The sequence below is a fragment of the Roseofilum sp. KMC-1 genome, from assembly GCF_057802075.1.
The window spans coordinates 2154537-2175136 of the sequence record NZ_CM173605.1; the positions used below are offsets into that span (position 1 = coordinate 2154537).

Genomic DNA, 20600 nt, shown 5'->3' on the forward strand with positions numbered 1-20600 from the left:
CTGATGAGCGTTCTGAAACTATTAATGGATGATTGGCGATCGCGCCTGAAGGTTGAATGTTCTGAATATTCTCAGGAGGTTCATCAGAGTATTCTGGATTGGTTAATCGGCGAAAATCCCGATCGCTTGTTGGATCTCAATCAGGAGGATTGGGATATTGCCTTAGCTGCGATGGATTATCGCTATCGAATTTTACAACAACGGTATTTAGGCGTGCCTCCAGAAGCGGCTTATCAAAAGCTGATGAAGCGGTTAGCCAGCCTATTTTTAATTCGCAACAAAATCCGCACCTGGGTTGCTTTAAGTCGAGATCGCCAACGGAGCGTAGTTGATGTGCTGCAAGAAGTGATTCAGGAATTATTGCAGAGCGATCGCTATCTGAAACAACAAATGGGTTTAATCCAACAGATTACCCCCCAGCGATGGTTACAAAATACTCTCATTTTAGCAACCTTAGAAGAATATTGTCTGCGCCCTATTCGCAATCAACCTCTGCTCCTCTATCGGTTTCTCAACTATCTACGGCGTACCCAAAGGGGAGGAATGACTCATATTCCTACCGGTAACTTAGTGCGGCTCATTTCTGAAGAACTCAGCTCAGACGAGAGTGATGATCCTATTAGTCTCCTCGATCGTGAGGCGATCGCCCAATACCAAGATACCCAAGCCTATCTGCAACAGCAACGTTACCGAAAAGCCGTTGCCAAAGAATTTCAAGCCTACCTACAGGAAACCCTAGGAGAAAAAGCTGCCCATTGGTTGCAATTCTATCTTCAAGGACGCACCCAAGAAGAAATTGCTATCCTGCTCAATCTCTCAGTGAAGCAAGTTTATCGTCTCCGAGAAAAAGTCAGCTATCATGCCATTCGCATCTTCTCCCTCAAAGAAAACCCAGAATTAGTCAGTCATTGGTTAGAAATTTCCCTCCAAGACCATAGCTTAGGCTTAACCCCTAGCCAATGGCAAATCTATTGGGAGAGCCTTACCCCCACGCAACAACAGCTACTCGAACTGCTTAAAGTCCAAACCCCACCCCATGAAATTGCTGAAATTTTAAACTGGAAAACCAGTCAAGTCATTTCAGAATGGAGTAAGCTATACTTAGCCGCCCAATCTCTGCGGAATCTCTAAACTCTTTTAACTTAAAACTCTAAGTCATGCGATCGGGGTGCAATGGCTACTCCAGTATATCTCTAAGGATTAGTTTAAGTCCTTATTGATTCATGAAAAATTTCTTCGTCCTTGGATTAGGCAAATAGGGGCATCTATCTAAGTTGTGCGATCTACCTTGTATAGCAGAGAAAGACTGGGTTAGGACAACCAGAGGAGGAAGAAGACATGCCAACTCAAAACCTGTCCTAGCCTAGGTTTAGATCAGCCACAAATCATATACTGTCAACTCCCAACTTCCCTTGCCCAGCGTCCTCATTATTGCCCGCACCGATCATGAGCTTACCTCTTCCTTCATTTCATCATCATTCTGATTCCGTTTCTGCTGTTAATATTGAAACCGATCGCCTTTTTCCTTTGATGGATCGGGTACTTTCTTTTGAAGCCTGTCTTTATCACCAGGTTTTACCCCTCGCCTTGGAAGGAAGTCGGCTGCGATTAGGAATGGTCGATCCAGAAGATACTAGCGCTATCAATTATTGCCGCCAGATTTTATCTTACCTCCGATGTTCCATTGTCACTCAAAGAATTTCTTCGGATTTACACCAATCGATTCTCAAAGCCTATCTCAATCATATCAGCACTCAACAATCAACTCCTCCAGCTTTACCTGAACCTTCTCCAAAACCGACTTCAGTGCCCAAGAATACGTCGGAATCGGAACATTGGCAAAACCGACCGACTTTAATCTTAGATGCGGAAGATGCTATGGATTTAGTGCCGGGTAATCTGGCTAAGTCTGACTTGACTGGGAATGCTTCTGCTCCAGTTACCCAACCTAAAACCCCGCAAGGGTTACCGGAGTTAAAAATTCATGCTCAGTATTTATCAAGTCCGGTGGAGAGGTTGGCTACTTTGCCGCCATCTGTACTTTGGCAAGAATTACTCGGTCGGGTTTTAGTAGAAGGGATTGGGCGATTGTTTTTTGAGCGTCATCCTCACCATGGGCGGGTGTTGTGGAGCTTAAATGGAGTGGTGCAATCGGTGTTAGATAATTTACCTTTAGAGCTGTTTCAAGGGGTGATTCATGAGGTGAAATTACTCAGTCGTTTACCCTTAATTACGGTGAAGACTGTTAAAGAGGTGGAACTCGAACGCTATTATCAGGGGGAACGGTTATTGTTGCGTTTGCGGGTGATGCCGGGTAAACATGGGGAAGATGCAACGCTGCAAGTTTTGCGGGGAGCGGCTTTGAAGTTTCATCAACGGCAGCAGTTAACGACGATGGGGCGGGATGCGTTAACGATCGCCCAACAGTTGCAGAATAAGTTGAATGATATCCGCGATCGCGCCCAAGGGGATACCCAATTATCGGGAAAAGAGTTGGAGTCTCTGACGAGTTTAAATCAGATCTTAGTTCATTTAACTCAACAAGTTCAAGATTTAGAAGTTTTGCGTTCTCAACAGTTAAATAAAACACAAAATTCCTGAAGGGTTTGGCGCTAAAGAGGACTTGAGTGTGGAGAGCCGAATGCTGGAAAAATAGCTCAGTTCTGTTGCTACACTGATTAAGTGCCCCTAAAAGGGCAGTTTCAATTACTCCTATTACCAAATCTGTGAATTCTAGTTCTTCTGCCCTCCAGCGTTTAATTGAGTATAGCGGCCCTTATCAGAATAAAGTCCGGTTGGCGATCGCCACATCAATTCTCAACAAAATCTTCGATCTTGCCCCTCCGGTGTTAATTGGGATCGCTGTGGATGTGGTGGTTGAACCGGAAAATTCGGCGATCGCCGGTTTCGGAATTACCAGCGTTTTTGCCCAACTCTTGCTCCTCACGCTCCTCTCTGCCCTAGTTTGGGGTTTAGAATCAGTCTTTCAATATGCCTATGAACGGCTGTGGCGCAATTTAGCCCAAACTATTCAACATGATCTGCGCTTAGATGCTTACAGTCATTTGCAAAATTTGGAAATTGCCTATTTTGAAGACCGCAGCACGGGCGAGTTGATGTCAATTTTGAATGATGATATTAACCAATTGGAGCGCTTTTTGGATGTGGGAGCCAATGAGGTGATTCAAGTGGCTACTACGGTTTTAGTCATTGGTTCCATGTTTGTGATCCTAGCACCGGAAGTTGCTTGGATGACGATTGTTCCTATGCCGTTTATTATCTGGGGGTCGATCGCCTATCAGAAGTTTCTCGCTCCTCGGTATATGAAAGTGCGGCAAAATGCGGGGTTTCTCAATCATCGTTTGGCTAATAATCTCAGTGGTATTACCACGATTAAAAGTTTTACTGCCGAAGAATACGAGGTGAAGCGGGTGGGGCAAGATTCCCAAGCTTATCGACGCAGCAATGAGCAGGCAATTACCTATTCTGCGGCGTTTATTCCCTTGGTACGGATGCTGATTTTACTCGGCTTTAGCGGTATCCTCCTCTATGGGGGTTTGGAGGTAACCAACGGTAATTTAGCGGTGGGAACCTATAGTACCCTAGTGTTTATGACGCAACGGTTACTTTGGCCCCTAACTCGCCTCGGCAATACCTTAGATTTATGTCAGCGTGCTATGGCTTCTACTCACCGGGTGATGGGATTATTGGATACTCCGATTGCTATTTATCCCGGTGATATTCCTCTTCCTTTGGAGAGGGTGCGCGGTGAAGTGGTGCTAAAAGATGTGAGTTTTTCCTATGGCGATCGCCTGCCGGTATTAAACCAGGTCTCTCTCACCATTCCCGCAGGTAAAACTATTGCCATTGTTGGCTCTACGGGTTCGGGAAAAAGTACCTTAGTGAAGCTGCTTTTGCGGCTCTATGAGGTTCAAGATGGCTCAATCACCCTGGACGGCATAGAGATACAAAACATACAGCTAGAAGATTTACGGCGCTGTATGGGGTTAGTCAGTCAAGATGTATTTTTATTCCATGGAACGGTAGCGGAAAATATTGCTTATGGGACATTTGATGCTTCTGAACCGGATATTATTGCGGCGGCAACTTGGGCAGAGGCCCATGATTTTATTATGGAATTACCGCAACAATATGATACCATTGTTGGAGAGCGGGGTCAGAAATTATCCGGAGGACAACGGCAACGATTGGCGATCGCCCGTGCCATTCTCAAAGATCCTCCCATTCTGATTCTAGATGAAGCGACATCTGCGGTAGATAATGAGACAGAAGCAGCCATTCAGCGATCGTTAGAGAGAATCACTCAAAATCGGACAACGATTGCGATCGCCCATCGCCTTTCCACTATCCGTAATGCCCATTGTATCATCGTCATGGAACGCGGCAAAGTCATCGAATCCGGTCGTCATGAAGAGCTGTTAGCACACAAGGGTGTCTATGCCAGCTTATGGCGTATTCAAATGGGAGAATCCGTGTTAGCCCAATAGCCGATAGGACTATAATATTAATGTCAATACAGTAAAAAACTGATCCAATGGCTGACAGTTTAGACTGGGCGCATCGGGCACAAAAGTTACTGGAAACTTACGGTTCGCCGCTCTATGTCTATGACGGCGATCGCCTCGCGCACACTATCGCTCAGATTAGCGCCTCCATTCCCTATCCCCACACTCACTTCCAATTTGCCAGCGTTACCAATGGCAATGTCCATTTACTCCGCAAGTTTCAACAAGCGGGTTGGGGACTTCATGCGAACACCCCAGGAGATGCGTTCCTGGGCTTAAAAGCTGGATTCGATCCAGTCCAAATTGTCTACAGTGGCAGTAACTTAAACTCCCAAGAATTTACCCAAATGTTCAATTGGGGGGTTACGACCTATAACTTGGACAGCTTGGATCAATTGGATCGCTTCTGTCAAGTGTTTTCCGAGATCCAGCCCCCCTTTTATCCCCGCTTAGGATTTCGGCTTAACCTTCCTGAATTAACGGGAGATAGTCGCATTGGAGTGCGTCCCCAGGAGTTTCCTGAAGCCCTTAAAATAGCCGCATCTATTGGCTTGAAAATCACCGGACTTCATTTTTATCGCGGTACGGGAACCAATGCTACCGAAGCCTTTACGGAAGTCATCGAGCCGATTTTAGCTGTTGGTGAGCAATTACCCGATTGGCAATACCTGGATTTTGGCGGTGGGTTTGGCTATCCCTATCACCAGGGTAAAATTGCCTTTAATTGGCCAGACTTTGGGCAAGCGATCGCCAGACAACTGAAAACCCTGGATCGAGCGATCGAGTTAATTATCGAACCCGGACGAGCGGCGATCGCTGGTTGCGGAACCCTACTCACTCAAGTCGTTTCCAGCAAATGGCAAGACAACAAACAAATTGTCGGCGTTGATACCACAGTCGCCAACTTATCCGTTCCCTCCGTCTACGGAACCCATCGAGAAATTAGAGCCTTTTCCCCTTCAGAAAAGAGCTATCTTACTGATATTTGTGGTAACACCACCTATTCCCGCGACTACCTAGGAAAAAATCGCCAACTTCCCCAACTGAAACGGGGCGATATTCTGGCTATTCTAGACTGTGGCGCTTATGGATATGCCATGTCTTCCCATTTTCTCCACCGACCCAAACCCGCAGAAGTATTGTTAGAAAACGGACAGGATCAACTCATCCGCCAACGGGAAGATTATCAGACTTTGCTCAATTATCAAATTCAATAACCTATTCAGGGATCGGTAGCCATGAAATGCATAAACTGTCAAACCGATAATAAGTATCAAGAGCGCACAGAGAATGGGAGTAAGTGTAAACAATGCGGCCATCCTTTTTGTTTTGAGCCAAAGGACGGGGGCTTATTTTCCGACACCCATTTTCTCAATTCTCTAAAATTTACTTCCAGCGAAGGAAACAACTTTTTTACTCGAAAACAGTTTGCTTATACTCTAGAAAACCGGCTTTTTGCTAAGATGAACTATGGCTTAGGAGGATATATATTTGCTTTCTTATTCTTGAGTCCTTTTCTTATCTTCGGTGTAGGGGGTTTCCTCGTGCTTTTGCTTTTTGTATTAGTCTCTCTATATACATTATTAAATTTTGTTCCTCTTTCTGCGATGATCAACATTATCAATTATATGGAGGCACTTATCGATCATACTCCTATTTTTATCTTGATATTAGTTGTGTCTTTAGCTTATATTTCTGTCCATTGTATATTTTCTGCAATAATGGCCATTAAATTAAGTAAATCTCCTGAAAATTCACCGAAACATCGTCAACAGCACATGGCTTGGGTGAAGGTATTGATAGGTGGTGAACTTTTGCTATCTATTATTCTGTTGTTAACTTGGTCTTTCGATTCTAATCGAAGTCAAGATGTAGGCTTAGTTGTATTTATTCTGTTTTTAATCGGCATCATGATAGGCAGTTATTTGATGTATCTTGCTTGGCAAATTTCACGAAATCGAATTAATCCTGGAACCCTATTTCCCCATAAAACTAAAGATTTAGATCGTTGGATAGAACAATGGGCAAGAATTAATGGCACTATTGATAAGCTTCTGCCCTCTCCCAAGGATGAAAGTGCAGAAGCTTTCATGAGTCCAGAGATCGTCAATTATAGTTTCGATCGCCTGATCGTTTGCGATACCTCTACCCTAGCCCAATTTCTCCTTGCCAACAACATTCATATCGATCATCAGTGCGCCATTCTCAGCATTACAGGCTATCCGCAAACAGTGTTTAGCACCATTTTAGAAATGGTTAAATCTAATCCTAATTTAGCCGTTTATACGCTCCATGATGCCAGTCCTCGCGGGGTGAGTTTGGTGCATCATTTACGCAGTAGTCGGCAATGGTTTTTAGGCTCTCAAGTGGTGATTTGTGATATGGGTTTAAAACCCAGTCATGTCTTGGCTAACCCTAATTTGTATATTCGTAAATCAACAGAATCTAAACAGCAAGCACAATCCTTACCTCAACCGGTTCGACAAACCTTGTCTGCTGATGAATTAGCATGGTTAGATCAAGGATTATTTGTAGAATTAGAATCCTTTACACCGAAAAAGCTGCTGCAAATTGTCCGGCAAACCTTAACCCTAAACCGCACGGAATGGCAAAATGAGAACTTTATGGGAGCGACAGAAACGGAGATTGCTATTTACAGTTCTGCTAGTTTTGGATGATTGACAGCCTCAACCGATACCCATTTTTGATTTTTAATTGATATAATGTCCGATTAAATAGTTGTCATTGCGACCTCCGGGAAGCAGTCGCCGAGACTTCCGAGATTGGCGAGATTGCTCCATTTCGCTGCGCTCCATTCGCAATGACATTATTATATTATGATTGATCCAACGGACTTGATATGATATCAGGCTGGGTTTGCAACCAAATTTCTAAGCTGACAAGCATCCAGAGTTTAATGCCAAATCGATGATAGTAGGGACTTTCGGGATTGAAGAATTCCCGAATGAAGGGTTGATTGATATACGGTGCGATCGCCGCATTCCGATTCAGCAGTAAAGATTTTGTCCGGCGCTTCCAGTATCGGAAGAACCACCAACCCACGGGAACCCGCATCCCGCTTTTGGGACGGTGAATAATGCTATCAGGTAAGAGTCCGGCGACTGCTGCTTTTAATACCGCTTTTTCCTTGGCTCCAGAGAGCTTATATTCGGGAGGTACTCGTAAGCTGAAGTCTACAATACGCGGATCGAAGAGGGGCGATCGCCCTTCAATTCCGGCGGCTTGAGTTAAATTATTGACTTTCGTTAAAATATGATCGGCTCCCTTAAATTTAATATTCAGCAGCATCAATCGATTGAGATATTCAAACTCTGAATTGAGATCGGGAGCAAACACAGACTGGGTATCTTTTACTTCCTGCCAAATATCCGGGTTAAGCAGCTTTGGTGCATCAGTAAAACACTTCTTAAACGAACTTAAATAGGTGGTTAGGCGATCTTGAGCCACTTGGTTGAAACTGCCATACAACTCATACAACAACATGGGCTTATTTTTCGGGCCGCCAAAGCAGGGATCGCCCCCTTCTCCATTTAAGATAACGCCAACATCTTCCTTGGCTGCTTGTCCCAATAAATAATTGGGAACCGTGAGCGGATCGCCAATGGGATCGTCTAAATTGGCCAGGGTTATCGGCAATTTTTCCCAGACTTCTTGGGGTTTGATTTCCAGAATATGATGTTGGGTTTGGCAATGGTGCGCGACTAAATTAGAAAACTCTAATTCGTTGGGATAGTCGGGGCCAAAATGAATGGAATAGGTATGAACTGGGCGATCGTGTAACTGACTGGCTAAGGCAACGATCGAGCTTGAATCTAATCCCCCGGATAAATACGCGCCTACAGGTTCCCTTGGGGGTAAGGACTCCTCAACCACTTCTGTAAGCAGCGATCGCAACTGTTCCCCATGCCAGTTTAAGGGTTGTTGGCGATCGCCGATTTGCTCTTCCGGTTGCCAATAGACCTCAATCTCTGGGACTCTCGCTCCCTGAACCCATCGATGGAGGGTTCCCGGACGCACTTCTCGCACTCCCTTCCACAGGGTGCGCTCTCCAGGAACAAACGCACAGTACAAATAATCTCGCAAGGCAATCACATCTAATTCTCGGTCATGGAATGGGGTTAGCGTCCTCAACCGGGGAGCAATCCACACCCTGGAACCGGAAATCGTATAGTATAAGGTTTTTCCTCCCACGCGATCGCGCCCTAACCACAGTTCTCGACGCTGCCGATCCCAGATAACCACCGCAAAGATCCCATGCAGAGCAGCGATCGCCGGCCGAACTTCCCCATACTCCTCTAACTTCTCCATCACTCCAGTCTCATCACCCACCACCACAAACCGGCGATCGCCCGTACTTTTCGCTACAGTTTGATTGGCTGCGATACCGTCAGGAACATCAGGATCGCCGAAAACCACCCACCAGTCGGGCGTAACCGATCGGGAATACACCCGGTTTCGATCGGTCTGAGAATAGAACACAGGAAAGAAAAAAGACATATCAATTGCCCTTTCTTACCCCCTTTTTCTAAGCTTGAACGGTTTGACTGGCGAGTTCTTCTAAACGCAGTTGCTGATCTTGAGTAATGCAAGCTTGAATTAAGGCTTCAATGTTCCCTTCTAAGGCACTTGCTAGGGAAAAGTTTTGACCCAGACGGTGATCGGTGATCCGGTTATCTTTGTAGTTGTAGGTGCGGATTTTTTCCGATCGCGAACCCGTCCCTACCTGCGATCGCCGCATATCCGTAACCGCTTCCTGCTGTTCTTGCAGCTTTATTTCATACAGCTTTGCTCGCAGAATCTGCATCGCCCGTTCTCGGTTTTGCAACTGCGATCGCTCTTCCGTACAAAACACCCGAATCCCCGTCGGCTTATGGAACAAGTCCACCGCCGTTTCCACCTTGTTTACATTTTGTCCACCCGCACCGCCGGAACGAGCTGTACTAATCTCTACATCTTTAGCATCAATCTGTACCTCCACTTCATCCACCTCCGGCATGATCGCCACCGTCGCCGTTGAAGTATGAACTCGTCCCCCCGTTTCCGTCACTGGAACCCGTTGCACCCGATGAACACCTGCTTCAAACTTGAGCTTACTATAAACCCGATCGCCTTTCACCTCTAGGATCGCCTGCTTAAATCCCCCCATTTCTGCCGGAGACTCACTCACCAGTTGCACCTTCCAGCCTTGCACTTCTGCATAGCGGGAATACATTCTCAACAGATCCCCCGCCCAAATACTCGCTTCATCTCCCCCCGTTCCCGCACGGATTTCCAACATAATATTTTTATCATCGTTGGGATCGCGGGGCAGCAACAAAATGGTTAATCGATGCTCTAACTGATCGATTTTCATCTCCAACTCTTGCACTTCCAACGCAGCGATCTCTTGCAGTTCGCGATCGCCACTGGACTCTTTATAAATCTCCCTCGCTCCGATCAACTCCTCTTGAGCCTTCTTCCAAATCTCATAGGTATTCACCACCTCCTCCAGAGAAGAACGAGCCTTAGCAACCCGTTGCACCTCCTCTGGATTGGTGGCAATATCTGGATCGGCTAACCGACGAGTCAATTCATTAAACGTCTGTTCAACAGAAGTTAGTTTGTCAAGAAGATATGCTTCAGCCATTGTTTTGTCCAAGATTTAGGTTGTTTACAGCAGGGGAATGATACATGGACTGTAGGTTTAAACCCCTACAACCCACCAAGATCAAACGCAATAGCTGCTACTTCTTGCTACCCTTACTTCCCATCCAGTTATACCGTTTCTGGAACCGTTCCACCCGTCCTTCGGTATCAATAATCTTTTGAGTTCCCGTAAAAAACGGATGATTTCCAGACCAAACATCCACATGAATTTCCGGTTGAGTCGAACCCACCGTCATCACAAACTCGCCATTACAATACACTTTGGCTTCTGGATACCATTTAGGGTGAATATCAGATTTAGGCATGATGATTACACTTTCAAAAAAACGATTAACTCAGTGGGTTTAAACCCTATTATAATCCAATCGCGATCGCTCCCCAACCCACACCAACAGCAAGCAGGTTTAGTAGGGGCGGGTTCACTAAGATCTTGGTAGGAAAAGGGAAAGATTGGTGAACCCGCCCCTACATCTTGGTAGGAAAAGGGAAAAATGGGTGTTTCCTGTCGCGCAGCAAAACCCGCCCTTCTCCTTACCGTTTCGAGTATTGAGGAGCTTTTCTTGCTTTGCGTAAGCCATATTTTTTCCGCTCCTTTGCCCTTGGATCACGGGTTAGATACCCTTCAATTTTCAAGGGTTGGCGATTGTCTGGATCGAGTTCACACAAAGCTCTAGCCACACCCAAGCGAATCGAATCCGCTTGTCCCGTTAATCCACCCCCTTTGACATTCACCAGAACATCATAGTCATTTTCCAGACCCAAAGTTTCCAGGGGAGCTTTGGCTGCTCCCAGATATTGGGGATTAAATTGGAGATAGAGATCTCCCGGTTTACCATTAATTTTCAATTCCCCTTGGCCGGGAACTAAACGCACGCGAGCAACAGAAGATTTTCTGCGTCCAGTTCCCCAATAAACAGCCCGATCTTTTTGACTCTCAGTAGCTTGCATTAGTTATCTTCTCCGGGTACGGTTTTCAATTCTAAAACTTCTGGGGTTTGTGCCTCATGGGGATGTTTGGGTCCCGCATAGACTTTTAATTTGGTAAAGAGCTTGCGTCCTAAAGCATTTTTCGGCAGCATCCCTTTGATTGCTTTTTCCACAATTCGCTCTGGAATTCGTCCTTGCAGTTTGGCAAAGGTTTCCGTTTTCATCCCCCCTGGACGACCAGAATGGCGGCGATAGAGTTTTTGATCCCGCTTTTTACCGGTGACCTGAATTTTTTCGGCATTGACGATGACGACAAAATCCCCAACATCCATATGGGGAGTAAAGATCGGTTTATTTTTGCCCCGTAAGATACTGGCCACTTCTGTAGCCACACGACCAAGGCGCTGGCCATTGGCATCGACCACATACCATTTGCGGTCTAGACTCTCTTGGGAAGGTAAGTAGGTTTTAGTCATAATTAATCGTTTGTGTTGATAGAGGGGGATTCGGTTTAACCCAATTTAAACTGGGGTTGAGTGTCAAACCAAACCTCTGGGGGAAAGGGGGGGTCTGGGTAGCCGACGCGCAGCAAACACAAGCCTTGGGCTGGGGCTGCATATTTGACTAAATCTCGCCGTTCTTCTTGCCACAGATGGGTAAATTCTGTGGGGGTGATTTCTGCTGTACCAACTTTGACCAGTAATCCCACCAGAAGTCGCATCATGCCATAAAGAAATCCATTGGCTTGGACTTCGATCTCCATAAATGGGTCTTGGGCAGTGCATTGGGCCGTTTGGATATCTACCCAGGAGTGCTTGCGACTCGATCCAGCCCGATGAAAGGCGGATAGGTGATGACGACCGAGTAAAGGGTCGAGGGCGGCTTGAATTCGGTTGGCATCCAGAGATTGATAATAATAATGCCAAGTCAGATGCCGCACAAATAAGTTGGGGTTAGTTTGGGTATAGAGGGTATATCGATACCGTCGCCAAAGGGCCGAAAATCGGGCGTGCCAAGTGGGAGCCACCTGAGCAGAACCGCGAATGAGAATGTCTTCGGGTAAGCGACTATTGAGAATGGTCGCCCACCGTTCGGGAGGAATGGGCCCAGAGACATCGAAGTGGGCTACTTGAGCAGCAGCATGGACTCCGGTATCTGTACGACCGGCCGCTACAACGGGAACCGGCTGGTCGATCACGGAGGCGATCGCCTTTTCTAGTTCCTCTTGTACGGTTCGTTCTCCTTTTCCTTGACGCTGCCAACCTTGGAAATGGGTTCCCAGGTACTGGATCGCGAGAGCAATTCGTTGACGCTTATCAGTCAAATTATCCGAGTCTTTGAGTTGCCAACGGGATTTCATTCGTTCTCCCCTGTATTCCCCATCACCTAGATTTCGGTCTGACTTAGACTAATTCGATAATCGCCATTTCTGCATTGTCCCCCCGACGAGGAACTGTGGGCAGAATGCGAGTATATCCACCTTGGCGATCGGCATACCGAGATGGGACTTGTTCAAACAGCGCATGAACCAATTGCTTTTTCCTCAGCAGATGTTCTTTGGGATCAGAACTCCCGCTCAGGTATAGATAGCCCAAAACCTGCCGACGGGCCGCCAGAGTTCCACTTTTGGCCAAGGTAATCATTTTTTCCACTTCACTACGGACGGCTTTCGCCCTGGCTTTTGTGGTTGTAATCCGACCATGACGGATTAATTCAGTCGCTAAGGATCTTAGTAGAGCCTTACGCTGATCTGCGGGTTTTCCCAATTTGGGGACACGACAACGATGACGCATAACACTTTTCCACGTTTCAAAGTTTAGACAAGATTTAACCCATGACCGAAGTTAGGATTTTGCCTTTTCATGGGGCAGAGTAATTCCTAACCGCTGTTGCAGGGCTTCAATCACTTCTTCGGCTGATTTAGCTCCAAAGTTTTTGATCTCCAGCAAATCTTCTTGGGTGTAATCTAGTAGATCTGATACATTATTTATCTGCGCTCGTTTGAGACAGTTGTAAGCTCTCACCGATAACTGTAATTCTTCAATCGGAATCTGACTATTGGGATCATCGGTCAGTTCTGGTTCATCCTTGAGTGGCTCAAAGGTAATATCTTTGAGGGGACTAAATAAATCAACCAATATACTTGATGCTTGAGATAGGGCTTCTTGGGGAGTGATACTCCCATTGGTGGTTACATCAAGGATCAACCGGTCTTGTTCCAAGGAACCTCCAACCCGTGCATCTTCAACCATATAATTGACTTTAGACACGGGCATAAAAATGGCATCGATCTGGAGAAAGTCTAGGGAGGTTGGATCTTGACGACTCCGGTCTACCGAGCGGTATCCGGTTCCGGTTTCAATCCGAAACTCCATCTCTAAGGTTGCTCCCTCCGATAGGGTGGCTACCTTCTGATTCCCATTGACTAATTCCACATCTGACGGTAAATCAAAGTCGCTTGCTTGCACCGTTTTTGGCCCCGTGGCCACTAAACGGCCAATTTGGGGTTGATTCGAGTAGCTTTTAACAATGATTTCCTTCATGTTCAGTAAGATTTCTAAAACATCTTCCCGAACGCCTGGAATGGTTGCGAACTCATGATTTACGCCAGCAATTCTTACTGAGGTCACGGCTGATCCCAATAGGTTAGAAAGCAATACCCGTCTCAGGGCATTGCCTACCGTGGTTCCTTGACCTCGTTCTAGGGGTTCTAGAATAAATCGGCTGTACTGACTTTGATCTTTTTCGGTATAACTTTCAACACATTCAACCTGAAACTGCCCCACAGAGCCACCTCCCTTCGCCTGCTTTCTAGGAGGGTTCTACATGACCTTCCTAGCTGTTTGTTCTGTCATTGAATGGGTTTAGGCTTCATCATCTGCAAGGTTTGCAGATGCGATCGCCATTACCCTAGACTCGTCGCCGTTTTGGAGGACGACATCCATTGTGAGGAATGGGGGTGACATCTCGAATGAGAGTGATTTCCAAACCTGAACCTTGTAGGGCACGGATAGCGGTTTCTCGCCCCGATCCCGGGCCGCTGACCATGACTTCAATTTGCCGCATTCCTTGGTCGATTGCCCGACGAGCCGCGCTATCAGCAGCCGTTTGCGCCGCAAAAGGGGTTCCTTTTTTGGCTCCCTTAAATCCACTCGATCCGGCTGAAGCCCAAGAGATTACATCTCCGTTTGGAGCAGTAATCGACACAATCGTATTATTGAATGTCGATTGAATGTGAGCTACACCATTAGGAATATTTCGCTTTTGTTTTTTAGGGCCTGTTTTTTTCGGTCGTGCCATAATTGTGTTGCACTCTATTGGTCGTTATCTCAGAGGTTTTTGACGGATTGCTCCCATTGGGGGAGTTCCATCAACAGCAGACTATTTATTTCTTAGCTGCTGCTTTCTTCTTACCGGCTACAGTGCGGCGGACTCCACGACGGGTACGGGCATTAGTGCGGGTGCGTTGTCCCCTTACGGGTAATCCCATACGATGCCGTCTGCCACGGTAGGTTCCAATGTCCATCAGACGTTTGATATTCATTGCTTCCCAACGTCTGAGATCCCCTTCAATTTGATATTGGGTTTCTACAGTTCCTCTTAGGGCAACAATATCTGCGTCGGTTAAATCTTTAACTCTTGTATCTGGATTTACTCCAGTTTCCGCTAAGATCTTTTGAGAGCGGCTTAATCCGATCCCATAGATATAGGTCAGACCTATTTCTACCCGCTTATCTCGCGGCAGGTCTACACCAGCTATTCTGGCCACGCTTTTTCTCCCTCGTCTTGAACAACTTAACTAGGTTATCCCCCTGGGGGGGAAGGTTGATCTGTTCTCCAACTGATTCCATGGGTCTTCGGTTTGAGTTAACCTTGACGTTGCTTATGTTTTGGGTTAGAACAGATAACCATTACCCGACCTTTACGGCGGATAACTCGGCATTTTTCACACATTTTACGGACGGAAGCTCGGACTTTCATGTCCTATTTCTCAATGTCTACAAATATAACATCTTATCAGTTTTACTTAGGTTTTGTCAAACCTGACGAGGGAGAGAGGGAGTCATTTCTACTTCTTACGCAATCGATAGGTGATTCTCCCTTTGGTTAAGTCGTAGGGAGTCAATTCTACTTTGACGCGATCGCCTGGCAGAATTTTGATATAGTTCCGGCGAATCTTACCGGAAATATGGGCTAACACATTAAACCCATTATCCAGGTCTACCCGAAACATCGCATTAGGCAAGGATTCTGTAACTTGCCCTTCCATTTCAATCAAATCTTGTTTAGCCAATGTAATCCATCCTCAATTCAACAGGTCTTTAGTATAGGAATTCCATTCCCATGACTATGCCCCGAAAACAAAATTTCCGGGGTCTTTACATATCTTATCAAACTTTTTTTGTCAAACTCGATTTTGTGAGCGGTTATAGCCTAATGTCCCATAGTCAAAGCATGTTGTAAATCTTGAGTCACCTTTTCCACCGGCTGATTTCCCCGAATCCGTCTCAGTTTACCACGAGCGCCATAAAACTCAATCAAAGGTTGAGTTTCCTCATGATAAACCTCCAAGCGATGGCGAATGGTCTCGGCCGTATCATCAGCCCGTCCTCTAGACAAAAGACGCTCAATTAAAATTGCTTCTGGAACCTCCAAGAAAATGGCATAATCACAATCCTTATTCTTGGAATATAACATCTTTTGGAAGGTTTCAGCCTGGGAACTGTTACGAGGAAACCCGTCTAAAATCCACCCACTTTGGGCATCTTCTTCAGTTAACCGCTCCTCAACCAAATCCAAAACCAACTCATCAGGAACTAAAGAGCCTTGATCCATATAGAACTTAGCTTTCAACCCCAAATCTGTTTTGTTAGCCACACTATTACGGAGAATTTCTCCTGTAGAAATATGGGGAATTTTTTCTCGTTTGGAGAGTTCAGCGGCTTGGGTTCCCTTACCAGAACCTGGGGGGCCAATAAAAATCAACCTTGACATGACACTACTGTTTCACCATCCCTTCATAACGTTGAGAAATAACATAGGTTTGAATTTGCTTCGCAGTGTCGATCGCCACCCCAACTAAAATCAGTAAAGAGGTAGCTCCTAATCCTTGAAACGTCGGGACACGGGTCAATCCTTCAACCACTGTGGGCACAATAGCCACAATGCCTAAAAACACAGCCCCTAAGAACGTCAACCGATTCAGAACCCGTTCAATATACTCACTCGTTGCTTTTCCGGGACGAATTCCAGGAATACTCGAACCCATTTTTTTCAGATTCTGAGCAACATCCACTGGATTCATAATCAAGGAAGCGTAGAAATAGCTGAAAAACAGAATCATCGTCAAGTAGAAGGGAACATATAACGTTCCTCCTGGACTGAAATATTGAATCCCATTCCGCAGCCAGGCAATTCCAGTTAACTCAGCTAGGGTAACTGGTAAAATCAGGACGGCTGAAGCAAAAATAATCGGCATGACTCCACCTTGATTTAAGCGCAAGGGGAGATAACTACTTTTTTCTAAATACAACTTTCTACCCACTTGGCGACGAGCGGAGATAATTGGGATTCGGCGTGTTCCTTCCTGAACAAACACAATACCAACAATCATCACCAGAAAGACCATCACCAAAATAATCGTGCGTCCCACGATACTACTATCTCCACTAGAAGCCAATTCAATGGTTTGTCCGATGGAGGTAGGTAAAGTAGAAACAATATTGACAAAAATCAGTAACGACGCACCGTTGCCGATGCCTCGTTCTGTAATCACTTCTCCAAACCACATTACCAACATAGAGCCAGCGCTCAAGGCTAAAACGGTTTGGATAATAAACATGGGCCCTGGATTTAAGGCCACTCCAGGAGCATTATTTAACCATAACCCAATGCCCACGCTCTGAAGGATGCACCATCCTAGGGCAACATAGCGGGTAATTTGGGAGAGTTTACGCCGTCCTGCTTCGCCCTCATTTTTCTGTAAGTCTTCTAGGGTGGGCAGAGCAGCAGTCAGGAGTTGGATAATGATGGATGCATTAATAAAGGGGAGGATACCGAGGGCAAAAACACCCAATTGGGAAATCCCTCCCCCAGAAAACAGGTCTAAAAATCCAATGATTGGACTCCCTTCAATATTGCGGCTAAATTGATCTCGGTCAATCCCAATTACGGGGATGTAAACGCCTAATCTAGCCAAAATTAATAAGCCCAGAGTGACGAGCAACCGACCTCTGAGGCCGGCTGCTTGAGCCATCTGGATAAAGGTTTCTTGAGCGCTTGGGGTTTTGTCTCGACTAACGGTCATTAAGGGATACCTCGATGACGACGGTAAATAGGTGGGTGAGTTGTGGCGAAATCCTCTGCATTGCTGACGGGATAATGATCCGCATCGCTTTGGGATCGCCAGTTGGAATGCAAAGTTTTAGGAGATCGCCCTTATTCTAAAACCTGGCAACTCCCTCCAGCGCTTTCGAGTTTAGTCCGAGCATTAGCGGTAAAGCGAGCTGCTTTGACTTGCAGCGGCACACTAATGTCTCCGTCTCCCAAGATTTTCAAGGGGCCATCATTGGTGGTCACAATGCCTGCGTCCATCAATGATTCTAAAGTCACTTCAGTATTAGCTGGGAGGGAATCCAGTTGACGAATATTAATCGTAGTGTACTGTTGTTTGTTAATAACTGTAAAGTGCTTCAGTTTGGGGACACGGCGATACAGGGGCATTTGTCCCCCTTCAAATCCAGGGCGAGTCCCCCGACCTGAACGGGACTTTTGTCCCCGCATTCCAAATCCACAACTGGCTCCCTGGCCGGCCGAGATTCCCCGACCGACACGACGGCGGCGTTTGCGGGAACCTTTTTGAGGGGCAACATCTTCTAATCTCATGGTGTTTATCCTTGCGCTTACCGGTTTACTCTCTGGTGAGTTCCTGGTTGGGAACTAGATATAGAGCTTTTCGATCTCAATTCCCCGTTCTTGGGCAACCTCGGCAAAGGTACGGAGGCCGGAGAGGGCATCAATGGCTGCCCTAGCATTATTCAGGGGGTTATTGGAGCCGAGTTGTTTCGCTAGAGCATTCTGAACACCGGCTAGTTCTAGCACGGTACGCACTGATCCCCCAGCAATTACTCCAGTACCAGGAGCGGCTGGACGCATCATGACTCTAGCACCCGTGGCTTCTCCCGTGGACGGATGGGGCAGGGAGTTAGATTGGGTTAGGGGAACCGTAATCAAGTGTTTTTTGGCATCCGCGACCCCTTTTTTCACGGCTCCGATGACATCACTGGCTTTACCGACTCCGACTCCGACTTGACCGCGTTCATTGCCGACGACAACGATCGCCCGGAAGCTTAATTTTTTACCCCCTTTGACGACTTTGGTCACCCGGCGGATTTGTACCACCCGTTCTTGCCATTCACTTTCTTTTTCCCGATTGCGATTAGCTTTGCGAGATTTGCCTTTTTTGTCTTTTTCTTCCATGGTTTTTGTGGGTTTATCCTAAAAGTCTAATCCAGCTTCACGGGCCGCATCGGCTAAGGCTTTAACGCGGCCATGGTACAAATTTCCACCTCGGTCGAACACCACTTTGGAAACTCCTTTATTGATGGCTCGCTCGGCAATCGCCTTACCCACTTGAGCAGAAGCCTCACAAGTTCTCCCCACAGCATTCAAAGCGGCTTTAATTTCCGCCTCCAAGGTAGAGGCCGCCGCCAGGGTATGATGCTGGGTATCATCAATCACCTGAGCATAGATATGGTTGTTGGATCGAAATACCGCTAACCGGGGGCGCTCAGGAGTGCCCGTGACTGACTTGCGAATCCGATTGTGTCTACGCTGCCTGAATTCTTGTCTGGTTCGTTTCATGGTTATTTCTTACCTGACTTACCCGCTTTACGTCTGACGATTTCGCCCTGATAGCGAATCCCTTTACCCTTATAGACTTCGGGAGGACGGACATCACGAATTTTAGCGGCGGTATTACCCACTGCTTCTTTATCGATGCCGCTAACAATCACAAACGTGCCTTGATTAACTGCTTTACCCGTATTATCAATGATGGCAAAATCAATGCCGTCTGGGGGGTCAAAATCGACCGGTTTACTGTAGCCCACATTTAAGGTAAGGGCTTTGCCCTTGGCTTGGGCCCGATAGCCCACACCTTGCAATTCTAGGCGTTTTTCAAATCCTTTTGATACCCCTTCCACCATATTGAAGACTAGGGTACGGCATAAGCCATGGGCTGCCCGACATCTGCGGGAGTCATTACGCCGCTTAACCATTAAGGTATTGTTGTCTTGTTCAATCGTGACTTCTGGAGGCAAGATGCGATCTAGCTGTCCTTTTGGCCCTTTGACAGAGACTTGTTGACCATCAAGGGTAACGGTTACTTTGTCAGGAATATTAATAGGACGTTTACCAATTCGAGACATAATCTTTTACTTGTTGTCCTTGTTCATGGGTCTAATCATTGATTCTTGCACTGGGGCAAGGGTCAATGAGCGAGTTACCAAACATAGCAAAGCACTTCTCCGCCAATGCCTTGGCGACGGGCTTCACGGTCAGTCATGATGCCATGGGAGGTTGAAATAATCGCTATGCCAATGCCCCCTAAAACACGGGGGAGTTCTTTGCGATTTTTATAAACCCTCAAACCTGGACGACTCACTCGTTCTAGTTTGCTGATAATTGGGCTTCGGTTTTTGCCTTTATATTTGAGGGCAATCCGGAGCTGGGCTTGGACTCCTTCCCCCACCATTTCAAACTCGGAAATAAAACCTTCATCTTTTAAGACTTGGGCAATACTCCGGGTGAGTTTAGTGGATGGGACTTGAGTGGTTTGATGCCGCGCTAAGTTCGCATTGCGAAGGCGCGTGAGCATATCCGCGATCGTGTCGTTTACGGCCATCGTTTACTCTCTCGATAAAACTCCTTTAGTTTTCCCGGAAAGGCATTCCCATTTCCCGCAGTAGGGCGCGTCCTTCTTCATCGGATTGAGCGGTTGTGGTAATGGCAACATCCATCCCTCGAATTTGATCAATTCTGTCATATTCTATTTCGGGAAAAATCAGTTGCTCCCGCAGACCGAGGTTATAGTTTCCGCGCCCATCGAAACTTTTGGGGCTGACACCACGAAAGTCACGGATACGGGGCAGAGCCAAGTTCATCAACCGGTCTAGGAAGGCATACATCCGCTCACTGCGTAGGGTTACCATTACCCCAATGGGCATTCCTTGCCGAATCTTGAATCCGGCGATCGCTTTTTTGGCCCGAGTCACTACAGGTTTTTGTCCCGTAATTAGGGCCAGTTCGTTCAGGGAGGCCTCTAAAGATTTAGCATTTTGAGATGCTTCTCCGAGTCCTCGGTTAACGGTTACTTTTTGAATTTTGGGTACTTGATGGATATTCGTGTACCCAAATTGCTCCATCAGTTTGGGAACAATTTTTTCTTGATATCGGGTTTTGAGGGGTTGTACCATAGCG

At 46.5% G+C, this 20600-nt stretch carries 25 protein-coding genes; 5 read left to right on the forward strand and 20 right to left on the reverse strand.

Annotated features, from left to right (window positions below):
- Positions 1 to 3: 3 nt before the first annotated feature.
- From AC3FZD_RS10000 to AC3FZD_RS10020, 5 genes are all read left to right on the forward strand, one after another.
- Complete coding sequence (locus AC3FZD_RS10000) at positions 4 to 1131, forward strand: HetZ-related protein 2 (RefSeq protein ID WP_488739987.1); 1128 nt, start codon at positions 4 to 6, stop codon at positions 1129 to 1131.
- 315 nt (positions 1132 to 1446) lie between these two features.
- Positions 1447 to 2601, forward strand: a complete 1155-nt coding sequence (locus AC3FZD_RS10005) for a GspE/PulE/PilB domain-containing protein (RefSeq protein WP_488739988.1) — start codon at positions 1447 to 1449, stop codon at positions 2599 to 2601.
- A 125-nt stretch (positions 2602 to 2726) separates the two neighbouring features.
- The gene (locus tag AC3FZD_RS10010; RefSeq protein WP_488739989.1) at positions 2727 to 4508 is read left to right on the forward strand and encodes an ABC transporter ATP-binding protein; all 1782 of its coding nucleotides are present in this window, start codon (positions 2727 to 2729) and stop codon (positions 4506 to 4508) included.
- A gap of 47 nt (positions 4509 to 4555) precedes the next feature.
- Positions 4556 to 5743, forward strand: a complete 1188-nt coding sequence (locus AC3FZD_RS10015) for a diaminopimelate decarboxylase family protein (RefSeq protein WP_488739990.1) — start codon at positions 4556 to 4558, stop codon at positions 5741 to 5743.
- Between the two features lie 504 nt (positions 5744 to 6247).
- The gene (locus AC3FZD_RS10020) at positions 6248 to 7204 is read left to right on the forward strand and encodes a toprim domain-containing protein (RefSeq protein WP_488739991.1); all 957 of its coding nucleotides are present in this window, start codon (positions 6248 to 6250) and stop codon (positions 7202 to 7204) included.
- Positions 7205 to 7361: 157 nt separating this feature from the next.
- On the opposite strand, the gene AC3FZD_RS10025 is transcribed toward AC3FZD_RS10020, so the two are convergent.
- The 20 genes from AC3FZD_RS10025 to rplE all read right to left on the reverse strand — a co-directional run bounded on the left by AC3FZD_RS10025 (position 7362) and on the right by rplE (position 20596).
- Entirely contained in the window at positions 7362 to 9044 is a 1683-nt protein-coding gene (locus AC3FZD_RS10025; protein WP_488739992.1) for an asparagine synthetase B family protein, read from the reverse strand.
- A 28-nt stretch (positions 9045 to 9072) separates the two neighbouring features.
- Positions 9073 to 10173, reverse strand: a complete 1101-nt coding sequence (gene prfA, locus AC3FZD_RS10030; protein WP_488739993.1) for a peptide chain release factor 1 — start codon at positions 10171 to 10173, stop codon at positions 9073 to 9075.
- Between the two features lie 97 nt (positions 10174 to 10270).
- Positions 10271 to 10498 (reverse strand): 50S ribosomal protein L31, encoded by a 228-nt coding sequence (rpmE, locus tag AC3FZD_RS10035; RefSeq protein WP_488739994.1) that lies wholly within the window; start codon positions 10496 to 10498, stop codon positions 10271 to 10273.
- A gap of 226 nt (positions 10499 to 10724) precedes the next feature.
- Positions 10725 to 11141, reverse strand: coding sequence for a 30S ribosomal protein S9 (rpsI, locus tag AC3FZD_RS10040; RefSeq protein ID WP_283755965.1), 417 nt, complete (start codon positions 11139 to 11141; stop codon positions 10725 to 10727).
- Positions 11141 to 11596, reverse strand: coding sequence for a 50S ribosomal protein L13 (gene rplM, locus AC3FZD_RS10045; RefSeq protein WP_488739995.1), 456 nt, complete (start codon positions 11594 to 11596; stop codon positions 11141 to 11143). The genes rpsI and rplM overlap by 1 nt, the downstream gene beginning before the upstream one ends.
- Before the next feature lie 35 nt (positions 11597 to 11631).
- The gene (gene truA / locus AC3FZD_RS10050; protein WP_488739996.1) at positions 11632 to 12480 is read right to left on the reverse strand and encodes a tRNA pseudouridine(38-40) synthase TruA; all 849 of its coding nucleotides are present in this window, start codon (positions 12478 to 12480) and stop codon (positions 11632 to 11634) included.
- Positions 12481 to 12523: 43 nt separating this feature from the next.
- A complete protein-coding gene (gene rplQ / locus AC3FZD_RS10055; RefSeq protein ID WP_488739997.1) occupies positions 12524 to 12913 on the reverse strand; it encodes a 50S ribosomal protein L17 in 390 nt (129 codons plus the stop codon).
- A 51-nt stretch (positions 12914 to 12964) separates the two neighbouring features.
- On the reverse strand, positions 12965 to 13906 hold the full coding sequence (locus AC3FZD_RS10060) for a DNA-directed RNA polymerase subunit alpha (protein WP_488739998.1): 942 nt from the start codon (positions 13904 to 13906) through the stop codon (positions 12965 to 12967).
- A gap of 124 nt (positions 13907 to 14030) precedes the next feature.
- The gene (gene rpsK / locus AC3FZD_RS10065; protein WP_271938977.1) at positions 14031 to 14420 is read right to left on the reverse strand and encodes a 30S ribosomal protein S11; all 390 of its coding nucleotides are present in this window, start codon (positions 14418 to 14420) and stop codon (positions 14031 to 14033) included.
- 85 nt (positions 14421 to 14505) lie between these two features.
- Positions 14506 to 14889 carry a 30S ribosomal protein S13 gene (rpsM, locus tag AC3FZD_RS10070; protein WP_283755970.1) on the reverse strand — a complete coding sequence of 128 codons (384 nt, stop codon included), beginning with the start codon at positions 14887 to 14889 and terminating at the stop codon, positions 14506 to 14508.
- A gap of 98 nt (positions 14890 to 14987) precedes the next feature.
- The gene (rpmJ, locus tag AC3FZD_RS10075; protein ID WP_271938971.1) at positions 14988 to 15101 is read right to left on the reverse strand and encodes a 50S ribosomal protein L36; all 114 of its coding nucleotides are present in this window, start codon (positions 15099 to 15101) and stop codon (positions 14988 to 14990) included.
- Positions 15102 to 15189: 88 nt separating this feature from the next.
- Positions 15190 to 15414, reverse strand: coding sequence for a translation initiation factor IF-1 (gene infA / locus AC3FZD_RS10080; RefSeq protein WP_271938968.1), 225 nt, complete (start codon positions 15412 to 15414; stop codon positions 15190 to 15192).
- Positions 15415 to 15554: 140 nt separating this feature from the next.
- Positions 15555 to 16115 carry an adenylate kinase gene (locus AC3FZD_RS10085; protein ID WP_488739999.1) on the reverse strand — a complete coding sequence of 187 codons (561 nt, stop codon included), beginning with the start codon at positions 16113 to 16115 and terminating at the stop codon, positions 15555 to 15557.
- A gap of 4 nt (positions 16116 to 16119) precedes the next feature.
- Positions 16120 to 17427 (reverse strand): preprotein translocase subunit SecY, encoded by a 1308-nt coding sequence (gene secY, locus AC3FZD_RS10090; protein ID WP_488740000.1) that lies wholly within the window; start codon positions 17425 to 17427, stop codon positions 16120 to 16122.
- A 131-nt stretch (positions 17428 to 17558) separates the two neighbouring features.
- Positions 17559 to 18005, reverse strand: coding sequence for a 50S ribosomal protein L15 (rplO, locus tag AC3FZD_RS10095; RefSeq protein WP_488740001.1), 447 nt, complete (start codon positions 18003 to 18005; stop codon positions 17559 to 17561).
- Between the two features lie 54 nt (positions 18006 to 18059).
- The gene (rpsE, locus tag AC3FZD_RS10100; RefSeq protein ID WP_488740002.1) at positions 18060 to 18599 is read right to left on the reverse strand and encodes a 30S ribosomal protein S5; all 540 of its coding nucleotides are present in this window, start codon (positions 18597 to 18599) and stop codon (positions 18060 to 18062) included.
- A gap of 18 nt (positions 18600 to 18617) precedes the next feature.
- Positions 18618 to 18983 carry a 50S ribosomal protein L18 gene (gene rplR / locus AC3FZD_RS10105; RefSeq protein ID WP_488740003.1) on the reverse strand — a complete coding sequence of 122 codons (366 nt, stop codon included), beginning with the start codon at positions 18981 to 18983 and terminating at the stop codon, positions 18618 to 18620.
- A gap of 2 nt (positions 18984 to 18985) precedes the next feature.
- On the reverse strand, positions 18986 to 19549 hold the full coding sequence (gene rplF / locus AC3FZD_RS10110) for a 50S ribosomal protein L6 (RefSeq protein ID WP_488740004.1): 564 nt from the start codon (positions 19547 to 19549) through the stop codon (positions 18986 to 18988).
- Positions 19550 to 19623: 74 nt separating this feature from the next.
- Entirely contained in the window at positions 19624 to 20025 is a 402-nt protein-coding gene (gene rpsH / locus AC3FZD_RS10115) for a 30S ribosomal protein S8 (RefSeq protein ID WP_488740005.1), read from the reverse strand.
- Between the two features lie 25 nt (positions 20026 to 20050).
- On the reverse strand, positions 20051 to 20596 hold the full coding sequence (gene rplE, locus AC3FZD_RS10120) for a 50S ribosomal protein L5 (RefSeq protein WP_488740006.1): 546 nt from the start codon (positions 20594 to 20596) through the stop codon (positions 20051 to 20053).
- Positions 20597 to 20600 lie beyond the last annotated feature (4 nt).

Bases quoted from the DNA above. Each gene is read 5' to 3' on its own strand.
- AC3FZD_RS10000 (WP_488739987.1), top strand. From the start codon at position 4: ATGAGCGTTCTGAAACTATTAATGGATGATTGGCGATCGCGCCTGAAG.
- AC3FZD_RS10005 (WP_488739988.1), top strand. From the start codon at position 1,447: ATGAGCTTACCTCTTCCTTCATTTCATCATCATTCTGATTCCGTTTCT.
- AC3FZD_RS10015 (WP_488739990.1), top strand. From the start codon at position 4,556: ATGGCTGACAGTTTAGACTGGGCGCATCGGGCACAAAAGTTACTGGAA.
- AC3FZD_RS10020 (WP_488739991.1), top strand. From the start codon at position 6,248: ATGGCCATTAAATTAAGTAAATCTCCTGAAAATTCACCGAAACATCGT.
- AC3FZD_RS10025 (WP_488739992.1), bottom strand. From the start codon at position 9,044: ATGTCTTTTTTCTTTCCTGTGTTCTATTCTCAGACCGATCGAAACCGG.
- prfA (WP_488739993.1), bottom strand. From the start codon at position 10,173: ATGGCTGAAGCATATCTTCTTGACAAACTAACTTCTGTTGAACAGACG.
- rpmE (WP_488739994.1), bottom strand. From the start codon at position 10,498: ATGCCTAAATCTGATATTCACCCTAAATGGTATCCAGAAGCCAAAGTG.
- rpsI (WP_283755965.1), bottom strand. From the start codon at position 11,141: ATGCAAGCTACTGAGAGTCAAAAAGATCGGGCTGTTTATTGGGGAACT.
- rplM (WP_488739995.1), bottom strand. From the start codon at position 11,596: ATGACTAAAACCTACTTACCTTCCCAAGAGAGTCTAGACCGCAAATGG.
- truA (WP_488739996.1), bottom strand. From the start codon at position 12,480: ATGAAATCCCGTTGGCAACTCAAAGACTCGGATAATTTGACTGATAAG.
- rplQ (WP_488739997.1), bottom strand. From the start codon at position 12,913: ATGCGTCATCGTTGTCGTGTCCCCAAATTGGGAAAACCCGCAGATCAG.
- rpsK (WP_271938977.1), bottom strand. From the start codon at position 14,420: ATGGCACGACCGAAAAAAACAGGCCCTAAAAAACAAAAGCGAAATATT.
- rpmJ (WP_271938971.1), bottom strand. From the start codon at position 15,101: ATGAAAGTCCGAGCTTCCGTCCGTAAAATGTGTGAAAAATGCCGAGTT.
- AC3FZD_RS10085 (WP_488739999.1), bottom strand. From the start codon at position 16,115: ATGTCAAGGTTGATTTTTATTGGCCCCCCAGGTTCTGGTAAGGGAACC.
- secY (WP_488740000.1), bottom strand. From the start codon at position 17,427: ATGACCGTTAGTCGAGACAAAACCCCAAGCGCTCAAGAAACCTTTATC.
- rplO (WP_488740001.1), bottom strand. From the start codon at position 18,005: ATGAGATTAGAAGATGTTGCCCCTCAAAAAGGTTCCCGCAAACGCCGC.
- rpsE (WP_488740002.1), bottom strand. From the start codon at position 18,599: ATGGAAGAAAAAGACAAAAAAGGCAAATCTCGCAAAGCTAATCGCAAT.
- rplR (WP_488740003.1), bottom strand. From the start codon at position 18,983: ATGAAACGAACCAGACAAGAATTCAGGCAGCGTAGACACAATCGGATT.
- rplF (WP_488740004.1), bottom strand. From the start codon at position 19,549: ATGTCTCGAATTGGTAAACGTCCTATTAATATTCCTGACAAAGTAACC.
- rpsH (WP_488740005.1), bottom strand. From the start codon at position 20,025: ATGGCCGTAAACGACACGATCGCGGATATGCTCACGCGCCTTCGCAAT.
- rplE (WP_488740006.1), bottom strand. From the start codon at position 20,596: ATGGTACAACCCCTCAAAACCCGATATCAAGAAAAAATTGTTCCCAAA.